Here is a 17164-nt window from a genome sequence, read left to right as displayed (position 1 = left end):
GCGGGCGCCCCGGCCCCCCCGCCCCCCGCGGGGCGCCGGGCGCGCGGCCCGCGGGGGGGCCCCCGCCCCCGGGGCGCGGGGGGGGGGGGGCCGCCCCCCCCCCCCCCCCCCCCCCCCCCGAGCCGGTGGACGAGCCGTTGCCGGGCGGTCGCGGTGCCCCACTTCCAGTCCCGGTGCGGAACCCGGGCCAGGTGGTCCGTGCCGTCGCGGTGCGCCCGCTGCACCAGCGCGTCGCCGCGGAGCAGCCAGCCGGCGCACGCGTCGGCGAGCCCGTCCGGGGCCTCGGAGCCGGTCAGGGCGCGCCACTCCGCCCGGTACGCGCGCTCGGCCCGGGCCAGCAGCGGCTCCGCGGCCGAGGTGACACACCAGCAGGTCGGAAAGCCGATGCGCAGGTAGGCGAGCTCCATCAGGCCGCTGCCCAGTGACGCCTGCTCGAAGTCGATGAACCGGAGTCCCGTGGCGGTGTGGAGGTCGTTGCCGGGGCAGGGGTCCCCGTGGAGGAGGGCATGGCCGGATGCCTGGCCGAGCCGGTGCACGAGGCCGTCGAGTTCGCCGCGTACGCCGGGCGCGACCGGTACCTCCAGGGCCCCGGCCAGCCGCAGGAAGGACTCGATGTCGGCCTGGCCCGGGCCCTGCCACCGGGGGAGTGTCCCGGCGTCCTCCGGGCGGGCGGTGGCGTGCAGCCGTGCCAGCGCGGTGGCGTAGTCGACGATCCAGTCGCCGGCCGGGCGGCGGTGCTCCACATGCTCCAGTACCAGGACCCGCTCGCCGGGGTCGACGGCCAGCAGCGCGGGCACCACGGGAGTTTCCGCCCGGGCGGCGAGCCGCAGGGCAGCCACCTCACGGGCGTACCGGTCGTCGGCCCCAGGGCCGCCGACGAGCTGTTTCACCACCGCCGTCGCGTCCGGCAGCTCGACGCGCCACACGCGCGAGCGCGGGCTGCTGCTCAGCTTGCGCGAGCGCCCGGGCGAGCCCAGCGCGGCCCGTAACCCGTCCCCGAACGGCAGTCGCGACCCCATGGGCTCATTCTTTCCCCCTCCGCTGCGGTTCGACCGTGTACTTCGGGTCTTCCGCGGAGGCGATGCCGGCGTGGAAGACGCCGAAGCGGGTGAGGGCCGAGCCGGCGAGGAGCGCGAGGCCGCCCGCCACCGCCGCCGGGCGGCTGCGGCCGCCCAGGAGGCCGGCGGTCGCGGCGCCCGCGACGGTGAGCGTCTCGGCGCAGCGCAGCAGCTTGCCGGCCTTGCCCGAGCGGTAGGTCTCGGCGACCATGCCGAGCCGCCGCTCGGCCGCGCTCATGGCCGCCTTGTCGGCCGCGGCGGCCAGCAGCGCGGCGCTCCGCGCGGGCGCGTTCTCCCCGGTCGGGGAGGTCACCAGGGCCATGCCCGAGGCGGCCGCGGTCGCCGAGGCGGCGAAGAGGTAGGGCAGTTCGCGGTGGGCGCCGTGCCAGGCGGGCACCGCCGTGTCCGCGGCGAGTACGGCCGTGTACGTCGCGACGGCCGGACCGAGCAGCGCGGCGGCCCCGGTCGCGGCGGCGCCCGCGCGCGGCAGCCACCCGGTCACCGCGCTCGCGGCCGCCGCGCCCGCCAGCGGCCCGTACCCCGCCAGCAGCCACGAGCCGACGCTCATCGGCGAGGTCGGCTTGCAGACGCGGAGCATGTTGGCGAAGCGGGAGGGCCGGCCCAGGTCGTTGATGAGAGCGGCGGTGGAGAGGGAGATCGCCGCCAGGGACGAGATCTTCAGGGTCTTCGCCATCGTGGGGCGGCCGGTCAGCTGGGCGCCCGCGGCCAGTACGGAACCGGCACCGGCCAGGCCGCCCGTGAAGAAGTACCCGGCGATGTCCCGGTCCTTCCAGGCCGGGGCCTTGATGACGGGGCGGCCGTAGTACGAGTCGAACTCGGCGCGGGGGACCATCAGTTCCTCGCCCTTGCGCCGCCGCTCGCCCTTCCTGGTCGGGGTGCCGGTCATCGCCGTCCCTTCCGTCCGAGCATCGCGGGCAGTACGAAGGAGGCCGTGACACCGGCCGCCAGGGACAGCGCCGCGGCCCCCGCGTGTTTCCACATCGCCGGGAGGTCGCGCGTGGTGACCACCGGGTCCGGCGGCAGCCCGTACACCTCCGGTTCGTCCAGGAGCAGGAAGAACGCGCCGTCGCCGCCGACGCCGTCCTCCGGGTCGTGCCCGTAGAGCCGGGCGCCGGGCACGCCCGCCTCCTGGAGCTGTTCCACGCGCAGCGCGGCCCGCTCGCGCAGCTCGTCCAGCGGGCCGAACTGGATGGAGTCGGTGGGGCACGCCTTGGCACAGGCCGGTTCCTGGCCCGCGCCGAGCCGGTCGTAGCACATCGTGCACTTGAAGGCCCGGCCGTCGCCCTCGCGCTGCTCGATCACGCCGTACGGGCAGGCCGGTACGCAGTAACCGCAGCCGTTGCAGATGTCCTCCTGGACCACGACCGTGCCGTACTCGGTGCGGAACAGCGAGCCGGTCGGGCAGACGTCCAGGCAGGCCGCGTGCGTGCAGTGCTTGCAGACGTCGGAGGACATCAGCCAGCGCATGTCCCCGGCGGGCTGCTGCGGGTCCTCCTCGGCGAGCGGCAGTTGCGTACGGCCGTCGGGTGAGGGCGAGCCAGGGACCGGGCGCGGTGCCGACTGTTCGATGAACGCGACGTGCCGCCACGTCGAGGCGCCCAGGTCCTGGGTGTTGTCGTACGACATGCCCGTGAGGGACAGGCCGTCCTCGGGGATCGCGTTCCACTCCTTGCACGCCACCTCGCACGCCTTGCAGCCGATGCAGACGGAGGTATCGGTGAAGAAGCCGACCCGTTCGGGCGGGTCAGGGTGGCCCGCGTCCCCGGCCGGGTCCGGTTCCGGTCCGCTGAAGAGGCTGCCGGTCTCGAAGAAGACGCCGGTCATGACGGCTGCTCGCTTCCCGTGAGCTCGGTGATGCCGGCCCGCCGCCGGTACTCGGCGACCAGCCGGGGCAGGTCGGGGCCGCGCGGCCGGCGGCCCGGCCGGATGTCGGCGGTCAGCGCCTTGTCCTCCTGGATGTGCGCGTTGGGGTCCAGCGCGATGGCCACCAGCTCGTTGGCCGCGTCGCCGGTGACCGTGCCGTTGGGACCCCAGTGGAACGGCAGGCCGATCTGGTGCACCGTGCGGCCCTGTACGGTCAGCGGCTTCATCCGCTCCGTCACCAGCACCCGCGCCTCGATCGCGTTGCGGGCCGTGATGACCGTGGCCCAGCCGGTGTGCCTGAGGCCGCGCTCGGCCGCGAGCTCCGGGGAGACCTCACAGAAGAACTCCGGCTGGAGCTCGGAGAGATACGGAGACCAGCGGCTCATGCCGCCCGCCGTGAAGTGCTCGGTGAGCCGGTAGGTGGTGACCACGTACGGATAGGTGCCGGCACCGGGCTCGTCGCCGCTGGGGTGGTAGCGGTTGCCGGGGCGGGAGTGGATCTCCCGGGCGGGCGACCGGGAGCGGGCGGGGTACAGGGCGTTGGTGAACGGCGAGTCCTGCGGCTCGTAGTGCGTGGGCAGCGGCCCGTCGAGCAGCCCGGCGGGCGCGAACAGCCAGCCCTTGCCGTCGGCCTGCATGATGAACGGGTCGTCACCGCGCAGCGCGTCCGGCCCCTCGGCGCCGTCCGGCGGCACGTACCCGGGCTCCTTGTCCGGTACAAAATCCGGCACGTCGCGCCCGGTCCACTTGCCGGCCTCGGCGTCCCACCAGACGTACGCCTTGCGGTCGCTCCAGGGGGTGCCGTCGGGCCGGGCCGAGGCGCGGTTGTAGAGGATGCGGCGGTTGGCGGGCCAGGCCCAGGCCCATTCCGCGGCGACCCAGTCCTGTTCGGAGCCGGGCTTCTTGCGCGCGGCCTGGTTCACGCCGTCCGCGTACACCCCGCAGTAGATCCAGCAGCCGCAGCTCGTCGAGCCGTCGTCCTTCAGCTGGGTGTACGCGGAGAGCGGCGCGCCGTCCGGGCCGCGGCCGTTGATCTCCGCCAGTACGGCATCCGCGACCGGCTCGGCCAGCTCGCCCTGTACCGGATAGTCCCAGGCCAGGTCCTGGATCGCGCGGTCCATCGGGTCGGTGGAGGCGGCCAGCTTCGCTTTGATGCGGCGGCCGAGGTGGTACATGAACCACAGGTCGCTGCGTGCGTCGCCCTCGGGCTCGACGGCGGCGTGGTGCCACTGGAGCCACCGGTTGGTGTTGGTGAAGGAGCCGGACTTCTCGGTGTGCGAGGCGGCGGGGAGGAAGAACACCTCCGTGCCGATGTCCTCGGTGCGCAGCTCGCCGGACTCGATCTCCGGGCCGTCCTGCCACCAGGTGGCCGACTCGATGAGGGAGAAGTCCCGGACCACCAGCCAGTCCAGGTTGGCCATGCCGAGCCGCTGCAGGCGGGTGTTGGCGGAGCCGACGGCCGGGTTCTCGCCCATCAGGAAGTAGCCCTTGCAGGCGCCGTCGAGCTGGGCGAGGACGATGTCGTACGCGCCGTGCGAGCCGGTCAGCCGCGGCAGGTGGTCGAAGCAGAAGTCGTTCTCCGGCTGTGCCGCGTCGCCGTAATAGCACTTCAGCAGGGAGACGAGATACGCCCGCATATTGCTCCAGAATCCCTTGTCCGTACGGCTCGCCGTGACGAACGTGTCGAGATCCTCGTGCGCGTGGGCGTGCGGCATCGGCAGATAACCGGGCAGCAGATTGAAGAGCGTGGGAATGTCGCTGGAGCCCTGGATGGAGGCGTGGCCGCGCAGGGCCTGAATTCCGCCGCCGGGCCGTCCGATGTTGCCCAGCAGCAATTGCAGGACGCTCGCCGCGCGAATGTACTGCGAGCCGACCGTGTGCTGCGTCCAGCCCACCGCGTACACGAAAGCGCTGGTGCGGTCAGGGCCGGAATTCTCGGTGAGGGCTTCGCAGACGCGCAGGAACGTCTCCCGCGGCACGCCGCAGACCTCCTCGACCATCTCGGGCGTGTAGCGCGCGTAGTGGCGCTTGAGGATCTGGAAGACGCAGCGCGGGTGCTGGAGCGTCGGGTCGTGGGCGGCGCGGGACTCGGCCTGCGCGCCGCCCGAGCCGTGGGTCTCCGCGTGCCCCGCCGCGTGGAGATGCCGCCCGGTCTCCGGGTCCTTCTGCAGCCGCTCGTCGTGCCGCTGCTCCACGTCGCCCGAGGGCGCCTGCACGTCAGCGCCCTCGTACTGCCAGGTCTCCGCGTCGTAGCGGTGCTTCTCCTCGTCCAGGCCCGAGAAGATCCCGTCCAGGTCCTCGGTGTCCTGGAAGTCCTCGCCGACCAGGGTCGAGGCGTTGGTGTACGCCAGGACGTAGTCGCGGAACTCCTTGCCCTCGGACAGTACGTGGTTGATGATCCCGCCGAGGAACGCGATGTCCGTACCGGCCCGCAGCGGTACGTGCAGGTCGGCGAGGGCGCTGGTGCGCGTGAAGCGCGGGTCGACATGGATGACGGTCGCGCCGCGGGCCTTGGCCTCCATGACCCACTGGAAGCCGACCGGATGCGCCTCGGCGAAGTTGGAGCCCTCGATGACGATGCAGTCGGCGTGCTGGAGGTCCTGCATGAAGGTGGTCGCGCCACCGCGCCCGAAGGACGTGCCGAGCCCGGCGACCGTCGAGCTGTGGCAGACCCGCGCCTGGTTCTCCACCTGGACCACGCCGAGCCCGGTCAGCAACTTCTTGATCAGGTAGTTCTCTTCGTTGTCCAGCGTCGCGCCGCCCAGGCTCGCGATCCCGAGGGTGCGGGCCACGCGCGCGCCGTCGACCTCCCACTCCCAGGTCTCGCGGCGGGTCTCGATGACCCGGTCAGCGATCATGTCCATGGCCGTGTCGAGGTCGAGCGGCTCCCAGTCGGTGCCGTGCGGCCGCCGGTACAGCACCTGGTGACGGCGCGCGTCGCCGGTCGTCAGCTGAAGCGTCGCCGAGCCCTTGGGGCACAGCCGGCCCCGGCTGACGGGGGAGTCCGGGTCGCCCTCGATCTGGACGACGCGCTCGTCCTTGACGTACACCTGCTGGCCGCAGCCGACCGCGCAGTACGGACAGACCGACTGCACCACCCGGTCGGCGGTGTCCGTACGCGGGCGCAGCTCCTCGGTGTACGCGGACATCGCGGCGCGTCCGCGGCCGAGCGGATCCCCGCCGGTGAGCTGCCGGTACACGGGCCAGTCGCGGATCCGCCGCTGCACGCCCATGAGTCCTCCCGCCGTCGGCGCCCGGTGCCGCGTGATGAATGCCTCCAGGGTTGCCCCTGATGCGACCGGGTGCCCGCCGACAGGCCGCTCACACCCGCCAATCGGGCGAGCGGCCGGGCCCCGGCCGGCTCGGGGCGCAGTGACCGCGGTCCCGAGGTGAGAACCGCGCGCCCGCGGTGAACCCTGGAGGCGTGAGTCACACCGCCCTCATCGTCATCGACATGATCAACACCTACGACCACGAGGACGCCGAGCTGCTGCTGCCCTCGGTGCGCAAGGCGCTGCCCGCCGTCGTCCGGCTCATCGACCGGGCCCGCGAGGACGGCGTACCGGTGATCTACGCCAACGACAACTTCGGCGAGTGGCGCTCGCACCACGGCGAGATCCTGGAGACCGCGCTCGCCGGGCCGCACGCGGAACTGGTGGACCCGATCCGCCCCGACGACTCCTCGCTGTTCATCGTCAAGGCCCGGCACTCGATCTTCTACGAGACGCCGCTGGCCTACCTGCTGTCCCAGCTCGGCATCGACCACGTCGTGCTGTGCGGACAGGTCACCGAGCAGTGCGTGATGTACTCCGCGCTGGACGCGCACATCCGGCACCTGAAGGTCACCGTCCCGGACGACGCGGTCGCCGCCATCCACCCCGACCTCGCCGAAGCGGCGCTGCGGATGATGGAACGGAACATGAACACCCACATCTGCACGGTCGCCACGCTGGACTGGGACGCGGCCGCGGCGTGATTGACGGCTGCCGTGCCGGGCACTCGGGTGGCGCAAGCACAGCCGAGCGGAACGCGAGACCTGTTCCGCGTACGGAGAGGAGCGCATGATGCCCAGCGGCTCCAACGCCAAGCGCGAGCGTCAGTACGAACACATCAAGGAAGGCGCCGAGAAGCGCGGCGCCTCCTCCGGCCGGGCGAAGGAGATCGCCGCGCGGACGGTCAACAAGGAGCGGGCCCGCTCCGGCGAGGCGAAGTCGGCGAGCCGGTCCTCCACGCAGGACACGAAGTCCGCACCGGAACGCGGCGGCCAGCGCTCCGGCAACCGCACGGGTCCGAAGGGTCCGACGAAGGACCAGCTCTACAACGAGGCCAAGCAGAAGAACATCGACGGCCGCTCCTCGATGACCAAGGACGAGCTGGCCAAGGCGCTGGGCCGCTGACCACGGATGCCGCTCGGCCGCTGACCGCCCCGTCCGCCCCGCTGGTCGTCCCTACTGGCCGTCGCCCGGGTGCGCCAGATCGTACGGACGCGGATACGGCCCCGGGCGGAAGGCCAGGTAACGCGCCTCCGTCGTCGGGTCGGACCGCCGCGCCTCCGCGTTGAGCGCGCCGGGCGAGGTGTCGCCCCAGCGCCCGGTCTCGACCCGGCGGCCGACCGTGTGCAGCGCCGCGAGCTGCTCGGCGGGACTGAACGTGCAGTGCCCGGCATTGTCGACAATCCCCTGGCGCAGCAGCGCTCCGGACCCGGCGGCCGTGACGGCCCGCTCGTGCGCCGAGGTGACCTGGACCGGGACCAGCGGATCGCCGGTGGTGTGCACGTCCAGCTGCGGGGTGCGCAGCTTCCCGGTGAAGGCGATGTTGCGGGTCATGTAGCGGACGGCCGCCGGGTCCGCCTTGATGCGGGGCGCGTCGGCGAGCGTACGGAGGTCGTTCCGCAGCGAGAGACCGGCCGCCTTGTAGAGCGCCGAGACCTCCTTGAAACCGGATGACTTGCGCAGCATCGCGGCGTAGTCCACGCCGGTGTTCCAGGACATGTTGCCGCCGGCCCGCCGCTCGGCCTCCTGGCGGCGCCCGAAGGCGGCGTCCAGCATCATGCCGACCGCCTGGTACTGATTGGCCTGCTGCGCTTCGTAGTCGTGCGGCGCGGGACGCTCCTGCTTCGGGTCGTTCCAGCCGGGGATGTTGTGCAGGGCGGCGGCCAGCGCGATCCGGGCCCGTCCGGCCGGGGTTTTCTGGGCCTTGGCGGCGGCGGAGCCGAGCTCGCCGGCGGTCCGGTCGGCCTCGTCCGCGTCCGCGAAGCCGGTCAGCCGGATGCCGGAGTCGGGCGCCAGCAGTGTCTTCAGGGCGAAGGCCGGGTCCAGGGTGGAGTTCCAGTTGGCGACGCCGCCCTGGACGAGGCCGCACAGGGACAGCGAGCCGTCGATGCGGCCGGGGTGCCGCTCAGCGATGGCGGTGGTGACCAGGCCGCCGTAGGACTGGCCCCAGGCGAGCGTGCGCCGTGCCGGGCCGACCCGGTCGGCGAAGACGTCGAGGGTGGCGAGCTGGTCGGGCACCGCCTGTTCCACGGCCCACCCGGTGGCGGAGTACGAGGACCCGGCCAGCGCGTACCCCTCGCTGAGCAGCAGCTTCTTGGTCGCCTCATCGGAGGCGTCCACCGCCTGGTTGGGCGCGCCGGCGGGCCGGTAGCCGTGGCTGAACAGCAGCAGGGTGCCGTTCCAGTGGGCGGGGGTGTCGATCATGTACGTGGCGCCGGAGGACAGGGTGCCTTCGAGGTGGCGGGACCCGGCCGGCGCGGCGGCCGCGGGCGGCACCGCGGCGGCGGTGAGCAGCGCGGCGACGGCCATGCCGACCCCTGCCCGTTCACGTGCTCTCATTGAGGGACTCCTTCCGTTGGAATGGCTCATCCGCGTTGTGCTGTTCCGTGCCGAACCGGTCGCGGCTGGTCTCCCTGACCCGCCACACCGTCAGCGCCGTGACGGCCGCGCCCGCCGCGAGCAGCAGCGCGACGGGCCCGCTGCCGCCGTACGAAGCGAGCAGGCTGCCGGCGATCAGCGGCGAGAACCCGGCGCCGAGCAGCGTCGCGGTCTGATAGCCGAGCGAGGCGCCGGTGTACCGCACGCGCGTCCCGAACATCTCGGTGAGCAGCGCCCCCAGGGGCCCGTACATCGTGGACTGCGCGACGCCGTGCCCGAGGACGAGCGCCAGGATCAGCAGCCCGGGACTGCCGGAGTCGACCAGCGCGAACACCGGGTACGCGGTGGCCGCCGACAGCACCGCACCGGCCAGCACCACCGGCCGCCGCCCGAACCGGTCGGACAGCGCCCCCGCACACGGCAGCACCAGCAGCGCCGTACAGGAGGCGAGCGTGACGCCGGTGAGGACCTGCGTCCGCGAGAAGCCGTGGCCCACCGCGTACGAGACCATGAAGCTGGTCAGCAGCGACTGGGCGGTGAACGGGCCGATGCCCACGCACGCCGCGAGCAGCACGGCGCGCGGCCTGCGCAGTACATCGAGGAGCGGCAGCCGGGCGGCGGTGCGCTGCTCCTTGACCGCGCGGAACAGCGGACTCTCGGTGACCTTCAGCCGTACGTACAGCCCCGCGCCCAGCAGGACCAGGCTGAGCAGGAACGGCACCCGCCAGCCCCACGTACGGAACTGGTCGTCCGGCAGCGTGCCGACGAGAGTGACGACGGCGGTGGACAGGACGGTGCCGAGCGGCGCGCCGAGCTGGGTGAGGCTGGTCCAGCGGCCGCGCGGCCGGCTGCCCGCGTGCTCGGCGACCATCAGCGTCGCGCCGCCCCACTCGCCGCCGATCGCGATGCCCTGGACGACGCGCAGCAGCACCAGCAGGACGGGCGCCCACACGCCGATCGCGTCGTACGTCGGCAGCAGTCCGATGAGGAAGCTGCCGACGCCCATCAGCACCATCGTCGTCAGCATCATCGACTTGCGGCCGAGCCGGTCGCCGAAGTGCCCGAAGACGAGGCCGCCGAGCGGCCGGGCGACATACCCGGCCGCGAAGGTCCCGAAGGCCGCGACGGTACCGGCGGCGGGCGAGGCAGCGGGGAAGAACAGGTCGCCGAAGACGAGCGCGGCGACCGTGCCGTAGACCAGGAAGTCGTAGAACTCCACGGCCGTGCCGATGAGGCCGGAGAGCGCGACCCGTCTCAGCTGCCGGTTGTCCTGCGCCTCGCTCACGGCGGTCATCCGTAGAAGCGGGAGAGGCTGCGCAGCACGCAGGCGGGCTTGTCGGCGCCCTCGATCTCGACCGTGCCGTCGACCGCGATCTGCACCCCGCCCTTCACTTCGTCCACGGAGGCGAGCGTGGCGGCCAGCCGGATGCGCGAGCCGACCTTCACGGGGGAGGGGAACCGCACCTTGTCCAGGCCGTAGTTGACCTTCGTCGTGACGCCCTGGACGTCGAGGAGGCCGGTGAAGAGCGGTATGAACAGCGAGAGGGTGAGATAGCCGTGCGCGATGGGTGCGCCGAACGGGCCCTGCGCGGCCTTCTCCGGGTCGGTGTGGATCCACTGGTGGTCGCCGGTGGCGTCGGCGAAGGTGTCGATGCGGTCCTGGGTGACCTCCAGCCAGTCGCTGGTGCCGAGGTCGCTGCCGGCGAGCTTCTTGAGTTCGTCGAGGCCGTTGACGGTGAGGGTCATGGGGGATCTCCTGAAAGGGGAAACGGGGAGGTGACGTTGCGTCAGCTCGCGCTGCTGCCGTACAGCGCGCGGACGCGGGGCTTGAGGAGCTTTCCGGAGGCGGTGCGCGGCAGTTCGTCCGCCACCACCACCGACTTGGGGATCTTGTACTTGGCCAACTGTCCGGCGAGCGCGTCGAGTACCTCGGCCGGGTCCAGCGCGCAGCCCTCCCGGGCGACGACGACGGCGCGGGGCACCTCGCCCCACCGCTCGTCCGGTACGCCGATCACGGCGCATTCCGCGACGCCCGGGTGGGCGAGCAGGGCGTTCTCGACCTCGGCGGGATAGACGTTCTCGCCGCCCGAGATGATCATGTCTTTGAGGCGGTCGACGACGGTGACATAGCCGTCCGCGTCGATCCGGGCCGCGTCGCCGGTACGGAACCAGCCGTCGGCGAACGCGGCCGCGCTCTCCTCGGGCAGGCCCCAGTAGCCGGGCATCACGTTCGGGCCGCGCACCAGCACCTCGCCGGTCTCGCCGATCGCGGTGGGGGAGAGGTCCGGCCGTACGACGCGGACGTCGGTGAAGAAGTGCGGCACCCCCGCCGAGCCCGCCTTGCTCACGGCGTGCTCACCGTCGAGGAAGAGCGCACCGGGCGCCGCCTCCGTCATGCCGTACCCCTGCTGGAAGGCCAGCCCGCGCTCCTGGTACGCGGCGATCAGCGGCCCGGACACGGGGGAGCCGCCGCAGGTGAGGAGGCGCAGCGAGGACAGGTCGGCGGCCGGCCAGCGGGGGCTGCGCGCGATCCGTTCGTACATCGTGGGCACGCCGAACATGAAGGTGATCCGGTGCTCGGCGATCAGGTCGAAGGTGGCCTCGGCGTCGAAGGACTCCACCAGGACGCAGGTGCCGCCCTTGAGGAGGACCGGCAGGGTGAGCATGTTCAGCCCGGCGGTGTGGAACAGCGGCGCGGAGACCAGCGCCACCTCGTCCGCGGTCAGGTCGGTGTCGACCAGGACGTTGAGCGCGTTCCAGGTGAGGTTGGCGTGCGTGAGCATCGCGCCCTTCGGGCGGCCCGTCGTGCCCGAGGTGTACATGATGATGCATACCTCGTCGCCGGTGACCGGCTCGTCGATCGGCTCGGCACCGGCTCCCGCTATCAACTCCTCGTATTCCGGGCCCACTTCGATGTACGTCCGTACGGTGGCGGCCGTGTCGCCCAGGTGGGTCACCAGGTCGGTGTGGGTGGGGGAGTGCACCAGTGTGACGGCGCCCGAGTCGGTGAGCTGGTACGCGATCTCCGGTCCGGCCAGCCGGGTGTTGAGCGGCACGAAGACCGCGCCCAGTGCGCCCGCGGCGAAGAAGGTCTCCAGGAACGCCGGGTGGTTGGGGCCGAGATAGGCGATCCGGTCGCCGCGCCGGACGCCGGCCGCGCGCAGTGCGCGAGCCAGCCGGGTGGTGCGCTCGTGCAGTTCGGCGTAGGTGGTCGCCGTGCCCTCGTGGCGGACGGCGGTGCGGTGCGGGGTCTTGCGGGCCCGCCGGGCGGGCCACGACCCCAGTCCCTCGTTGCGCACAGCGGCGCCTCCTTCGGTGGGGTCAGGCGAGCCCGAGCAGCCGGGCGGCGTTCTCCTTGAGGATCTTCGGCCGGACCGCGTCCTTGATCTGAAGCTTTTCGAAGTCCGCGAGCCAGCGGTCCGGGGTCAGCACGGGATAGTCGGAGCCGAAGAGCACCTTGTCCTTCAGCAGTGTGTTGGCGTACTGCACGAGCTGCGGCGGGAAGTACTTCGGCGACCAGCCCGACAGGTCGATGTGCACCCCGGGCTTGTGCGTGGCCACGGCCAGCGCCTCGTCCTGCCAGGGGAAGGAGGGGTGCGCCAGGATGATCTTCAGGTGGGGGAAGTCGGCGGCCACGTCGTCGACGTGCAGCGGGTTGGAGTACTTCAGCCGGATCCCGCCGCCGCCCGGCACGCCCGCGCCGATGCCGGTCTGCCCGGTGTGAAAGAGGGCGATCGCCCCGGTTTCCTCGATGACCTCGTACAGCCCGTACGCCAGCCGGTCGTTGGGGAAGAACGCCTGGATGCTCGGGTGGAACTTGAAGCCGCGTACGCCGTACTCCTCGACCAGCCGCCGCGCCTGCTTCACCGCAGCCTTGCCGCGGTGCGGGTCGAGCGAGGCGAACGGGATCAGTACGTCTGCGTTCTCGGCGGCGGCCTCCGCCACCTCCTCGTTGGGCACCGGCTCGGTGCCCGTCGCGGACTCCGCGTCCACAGTGAAGACGACGGCGGCCATCTTCCGCTCGCGGTAGTACGCGGCCATCTCCGGCAGTGTCGGCTTCCGGTTGCCCTCGATCTTGAAGTACGCGCTGGAGGCGGCGGCCAGGCCGTCGTCCAGGGACGCCTGGCCCTTGCTGGAGACCTCGGCGTGCGTGTGCACGTCGATGGCCACCAGCTCGTCCACGTTCATCGCGCCGGTCGTCATGGCTCACGCCTCCGGGATCACGGGGGCGGGGATGCCCACGGACTGCGGCTCGCGGCCCACGCTGGTGTGCCAGGCGGCCGCGATGGTCTCCGGGCGCCAGCCCCCGTCCGCGTACGCCACCGACACCTCCTGCGGGTGCGACCACAGCGCGAGCCTGTCGCCGCCGATGCCGACGCACTGGCCGGTCACATCCTTCGCCGCGTCCGACGCGAGGAACGGCACCAGCGCCGCACAGTCCTCGGCCGTGCCGAAACCCTCGCCCTTGCGCAGGAAGTCCGGCAGCGGCTCGCCGCGCCGCATGGCCTCGATGTACGGCGCGAACGCCGGGATCGTCTCGGTCATCGCGGTCGCCGCGACCGGCACGATCGCATTGACCGTGACCCCGGCCCGCGCCAGCTCCATCGACCAGGTACGGGTCATGGCGGCAATGCCGGCCTTGGCGGCGGCGTAGTTGGTCTGCCCGAAGTTGCCGCGCTGCCCGGCGGGCGAGCCGACCAGGATCAGCCGGCCGCCCTCGCCCTGCTCCCGCATCCGCACGGCGGCGGCCCGGGCACAGGTGAAGGTGCCCTTGAGGTGGGTGGTGACGACGGCGTCGAAGTCCTCGTCGGTCATCTTCCACAGCACGCGGTCCCGCAGGATGCCCGCGTTGGTGACCATCACGTCCAGCCGGCCGAACTCCTCGACCGCGCGGGCCACCAGCCGGTCGGCGGCCTCGGTGGTACCGACGGCGACGGCCTCCGCGACGGCCCGGCCACCGGCCTCGGTGATGCTCTTCGCGGCCTGCTCGGCCACGGCCTCGTCGAGGTCGTTGACGACAACGGACGCGCCGGCCGCGGCGAGGGCCGAGGCGTACGCGAGGCCCAGGCCGCGGCCGGAACCGGTCACGACGGCGACCTTGCCGGTGAGGTCGACGGGGGAGTGGGCAGTGGGTCCGGACACGGCAAATCCTCTCAACAGGCGCAGGGCGCAAGGGAGTTGGATGGCATGGGGGAGGCGGGTCGGACTGTTCGCCCGACTTCCGGCCTCGCCGTGACCGAAGCTAAGACCAATCGTTGTCAACGTCAATGGTTGTCTTCGTAATCGAAAATGCGGCATGCTGAGCGCGCTGGTGAGATGGAGAGCCGGAGAGAGCCGGAGAAGCTGCCCCGCACCTGGGGCACCGAACAGGGAGCGCCCCACCGATGACCGCCCACGGAACGCCCACCGACCGGACCCCGCGTCCACGGCCCGTCGACGCCGACGAGCCGTGGATGCGGGGCCTGCACGCCGACACCGGGTATCTGCTCTACCGGCTCGGCCTGCGTTCCGGGCAGCTCTTCAACGCGGCCCTCCAGGAATCCGGCCTCCGGCTGCGGCACTACGCACTGCTGCGCTACCTCGCCACCGTCGAGGGCGCGCCCCAGCGGGATCTGAGCGAACGCCTCGGTTACGACCCGAGCGCCATCGTCGGCCTCGTCGACGACCTCGAACGCCTCCGCCTCGTCGAACGCCGACCTGCCCCCGCCGACCGGCGCCGCCGCATCGTCGTACTGGCCGAGGCCGGCCGGACGTACCTCCGCGACACCGACGAGGCCAGTCACCGCGTCACCGACGAACTGACCGGCCCCCTCTCGGACGAGGAACGGGAAACGCTGCATGCGTTGTTGTTGCGGGTGGCGCAGACGGATCGGGGGTGAGCGGTGCTAGGGCGCACCCACGAACTTCAGGGTGGCGCGGCCCTTCTGCGACTCCACTCCTTCGAAGCAGGCGTCCGAGTCCAGCGAGGGCAGGACCACCACGCGAGTGGCAGTGCTGTCCTTGCCCAGACCGCTGGTGACCTTGCCCACTGACGTGACCATGGTGGTGCCATTGGCCAGACGATCGACGTTGGTGAGCTTGAACTCGACAGTGCTGGTCTGTCGGTTGTTCCACGCGTACTGGATCACATCGCGCTGGTTGGGCTGTACGGTCGCCAGGCAGCTGGCCTTCTCTTTGAATGACGCTGCGCCGTTACCGTCGCTGATCCCTTCCGGCGCCAAGAGGCAGTGGTAGTTCTCCGCGACCGTGGCGGTAAGGAGCTGCTCCTTCTTGGTCATTGCGGGGCTGTACGTGGCTTTCTGTTCGCCCTCGCAGCTGAGAAGAGCGGTGCCGCCATGAGCGGAAGAGGGGGCCAGGAACAGTGCCCCGGCGGTCATACCGAGCAGTGCTGCCGTGCAGCGCGCGAACATGCGCATGAACCCATCCTTGTGTCGGTCGGCTTTCCCGGAACGACGAGCACGGCCAACCCAAGCGACACCGGACGAGCCGGACAACACAGCGTCCAACGACTGCACCACGAACCGGCCACCCGCACAGCTCTCCCTGTGCACCACACGCCACACCAGTGAACCGGCGCGGTCGCTCAGGTCAGTGGGATGCGTGCGAAGCGTCCCGCGATGCGCAGGTCCGCCTCGATGCCGGCGACCGTGGCGCGCAGTTCGGGGAGTACGTCCGTGACGCACTCCTCGGCGGTCCGGCGGACGGTGTGCATGGCGACGTTCACGGCCGCCACGACCTCGCCCGTACCGCTGCGGACCGGTACGGCGATCGAGCGGAGCCCCTCCTCCAGCTCCTCCTCGACCAGTGCGTAGTTCTGGTCGGCGACCTGGTCCAGGAGCGCGGCCAGCGCGTCGGGGTCGGTGACCGTCCGCGGGGTCAGCGGCCGCGGTTCGGTGCGTGCGAGCCGGGCGGCCCGCTCGGCGGGCGGCAGCCCCGCCAGCATCACCCGGCCCAGCGCGGTGGCGTAGGCGGGCAGCCGGGTGCCGACGGTGATGTTGACGCTCATCACGCGGGTGGTGGCGACCCGCGCCGTGTACCGGATGTCGTCGCCGTCGAGCGCGGCGAGCGACGCCGAGTCGTGCACCCGCGCGGCGAGCGCCGCGAGATGGGGTGCGGCGATCTGGGGGAGCGAGGTGCGGGAGAGCGGCGGGTAGCCGAGCGCCAGGACGCGCGGGGTGAGCCGGAAGGTACGCCCTTCGGAGGCCACGTACCCCAGGTGCTCCAGGGTGATCAGGGCCCGGCGCGCGGTGGCCCGCGCCAGGCCGGTGGCCTCCGCGGCCGCGGACAGCGTCAGCTCGGCGCGGCCGGCGCCGAACGCGGTCAGCACGGTCAGGCCGCGGGCCAGGGACTCGATGAACTCCCGGCCCAGCTCCTGCTTGGAGGCGGCGGTCCAGGCGGCGAGCGGCTGCTCGGCGGGCTCCGGGGCGGGCTCGTCCGCGGCCTGTGCGAGCTCCCGCTCCATCCCGGCCACGGTCTCCCGCAGCCGCGGCAGCAGCGTGTCCCGCAAGGACGCGGCGCTGTGCCGGCTGGTGTGGCTGACCACGCTCGCGGCGCACGCGATGGAGCCGTCCGGGGCGCGTACCGGTACGGACAGCGCCACCAGCCCTGGCTCGATCAGCTGGTCGTCCAGCGCCCACCCCCGATCGCGCGCCTCCCGGGCACGCTCCTCGAAGGGGGCGCCGTCGGCCGCCGCCCGGCCGGCATCGCGCGGCGGCACCGCCGGAAAGCCGCGGTCCTCCGGATCGGCGGCCCGGCGCTCCCGCCAGCGCGCCCACTCCGCCTCCGTCCACTCCGCGGCGAACAGCGCGCCCGGCGCGGTGCGCTCGGCCGGCAGCAGATCGCCGATGCGGAAGCTCAGCGACATCGCGCGGCGCCGGGTCGCCTGGTGCAGGAAGCGGATGCCGTCCCGGTCGGGGACCGCGAGGGACACCGACTCGTCCAGCGCGTCGGCGAGCGCGTCGGCGTGCCCGCCGAGCAGCCCCGGCAGCCGCAGCGCGTCGAGGTAGGCGTTGCCCAGTGCCATGACGCGCGGGGTGAGCACGGCGTCCCGGCCGTCCAGGCGTACGAAGCCCATCCGGGCGAGGGTCGCGGTCACCCGGTCGACGGTGGAGCGGGCGAGGCCGGTGGCGCGCTCCAGCTCGCTCGGGCTCAGCGTGCCGTCGGCGTCGGTGAGCCGGCGCAGCACGGCGATGCCGCGCATCAGCGGCGTGACGGCCTCGGCCGGTACCTCGGCAGGCGCCTGGCCGGCAGCGGGCGGCGTCGTGGTGTCGGTCGGTGGCATCGGCCCTCCGTCGCGGTTCGTGCAGGACACCGTAATCGCCCGTGGTCAAACCGTTGACAGGCGTACGGAGC

Annotated in this window: 15 protein-coding genes; 3 read left to right on the top strand and 12 right to left on the bottom strand. The window is 72.4% G+C overall.

Features of this window, described 5'->3' with window-relative positions; all coding sequences use genetic code 11:
• From ACIGXO_RS01930 to fdh, 4 genes are all read right to left on the bottom strand, one after another.
• On the bottom strand, positions 1-1019 hold a 1019-nt coding region (locus ACIGXO_RS01930; RefSeq protein WP_399779021.1), incomplete at its 3' end, for a phosphotransferase family protein.
• A gap of 4 nt (positions 1020-1023) precedes the next feature.
• Entirely contained in the window at positions 1024-1965 is a 942-nt protein-coding gene (nrfD, locus tag ACIGXO_RS01925) for an NrfD/PsrC family molybdoenzyme membrane anchor subunit (protein ID WP_399779019.1), read from the bottom strand.
• Positions 1962-2903, bottom strand: coding sequence for a 4Fe-4S dicluster domain-containing protein (locus ACIGXO_RS01920; RefSeq protein ID WP_399779017.1), 942 nt, complete (start codon positions 2901-2903; stop codon positions 1962-1964). Before ACIGXO_RS01920 ends, nrfD begins: the two co-directional genes overlap by 4 nt.
• On the bottom strand, positions 2900-6175 hold the full coding sequence (gene fdh, locus ACIGXO_RS01915; RefSeq protein WP_399779015.1) for a formate dehydrogenase: 3276 nt from the start codon (positions 6173-6175) through the stop codon (positions 2900-2902). Before fdh ends, ACIGXO_RS01920 begins: the two co-directional genes overlap by 4 nt.
• 191 nt (positions 6176-6366) lie before the next feature.
• Between fdh and ACIGXO_RS01910 the strand changes: the two genes are divergently transcribed.
• A complete protein-coding gene (locus ACIGXO_RS01910) occupies positions 6367-6918 on the top strand; it encodes a cysteine hydrolase family protein (protein ID WP_399779013.1) in 552 nt (183 codons plus the stop codon).
• Positions 6919-7006: 88 nt separating this feature from the next.
• The gene (locus ACIGXO_RS01905) at positions 7007-7339 is read left to right on the top strand and encodes a plasmid stabilization protein (RefSeq protein WP_399779936.1); all 333 of its coding nucleotides are present in this window, start codon (positions 7007-7009) and stop codon (positions 7337-7339) included.
• A gap of 51 nt (positions 7340-7390) precedes the next feature.
• On the opposite strand, the gene ACIGXO_RS01900 is transcribed toward ACIGXO_RS01905, so the two are convergent.
• Genes ACIGXO_RS01900 through ACIGXO_RS01875 form a run of 6 tightly spaced genes read right to left on the bottom strand, consistent with a single transcriptional unit; the run spans position 7391 to position 13954 of the window.
• On the bottom strand, positions 7391-8773 hold the full coding sequence (locus tag ACIGXO_RS01900) for an alpha/beta hydrolase family protein (RefSeq protein WP_399779012.1): 1383 nt from the start codon (positions 8771-8773) through the stop codon (positions 7391-7393).
• The gene (locus ACIGXO_RS01895; RefSeq protein ID WP_399779010.1) at positions 8760-10106 is read right to left on the bottom strand and encodes an MFS transporter; all 1347 of its coding nucleotides are present in this window, start codon (positions 10104-10106) and stop codon (positions 8760-8762) included. The genes ACIGXO_RS01900 and ACIGXO_RS01895 overlap by 14 nt, the downstream gene beginning before the upstream one ends.
• Complete coding sequence (locus ACIGXO_RS01890; protein WP_399779008.1) at positions 10103-10558, bottom strand: MaoC family dehydratase; 456 nt, start codon at positions 10556-10558, stop codon at positions 10103-10105. The genes ACIGXO_RS01895 and ACIGXO_RS01890 overlap by 4 nt, the downstream gene beginning before the upstream one ends.
• Before the next feature lie 41 nt (positions 10559-10599).
• Entirely contained in the window at positions 10600-12111 is a 1512-nt protein-coding gene (gene menE, locus ACIGXO_RS01885) for an o-succinylbenzoate--CoA ligase (RefSeq protein WP_399779005.1), read from the bottom strand.
• Positions 12112-12133: 22 nt separating this feature from the next.
• Positions 12134-13000, bottom strand: coding sequence for an amidohydrolase family protein (locus ACIGXO_RS01880; protein WP_399779933.1), 867 nt, complete (start codon positions 12998-13000; stop codon positions 12134-12136).
• A gap of 18 nt (positions 13001-13018) precedes the next feature.
• Positions 13019-13954, bottom strand: a complete 936-nt coding sequence (locus ACIGXO_RS01875; protein ID WP_399779004.1) for an SDR family NAD(P)-dependent oxidoreductase — start codon at positions 13952-13954, stop codon at positions 13019-13021.
• A gap of 242 nt (positions 13955-14196) precedes the next feature.
• On the opposite strand from ACIGXO_RS01875, the gene ACIGXO_RS01870 reads away from it, so the two are divergent.
• On the top strand, positions 14197-14691 hold the full coding sequence (locus tag ACIGXO_RS01870) for a MarR family winged helix-turn-helix transcriptional regulator (protein ID WP_399779002.1): 495 nt from the start codon (positions 14197-14199) through the stop codon (positions 14689-14691).
• Between the two features lie 6 nt (positions 14692-14697).
• Here the strand turns inward: ACIGXO_RS01870 and ACIGXO_RS01865 are convergent, their stop codons facing one another.
• Complete coding sequence (locus ACIGXO_RS01865) at positions 14698-15228, bottom strand: hypothetical protein (RefSeq protein ID WP_399779000.1); 531 nt, start codon at positions 15226-15228, stop codon at positions 14698-14700.
• A gap of 167 nt (positions 15229-15395) precedes the next feature.
• Positions 15396-17093, bottom strand: coding sequence for an IclR family transcriptional regulator C-terminal domain-containing protein (locus tag ACIGXO_RS01860; protein WP_399778998.1), 1698 nt, complete (start codon positions 17091-17093; stop codon positions 15396-15398).
• Positions 17094-17164 lie beyond the last annotated feature (71 nt).

The sequence above is a fragment of the Streptomyces sp. NPDC053542 genome, assembly GCF_044544685.1.
GTDB lineage: Bacteria > Actinomycetota > Actinomycetes > Streptomycetales > Streptomycetaceae > Streptomyces.
This window is presented reverse-complemented; position numbering and strand designations above follow the sequence as displayed.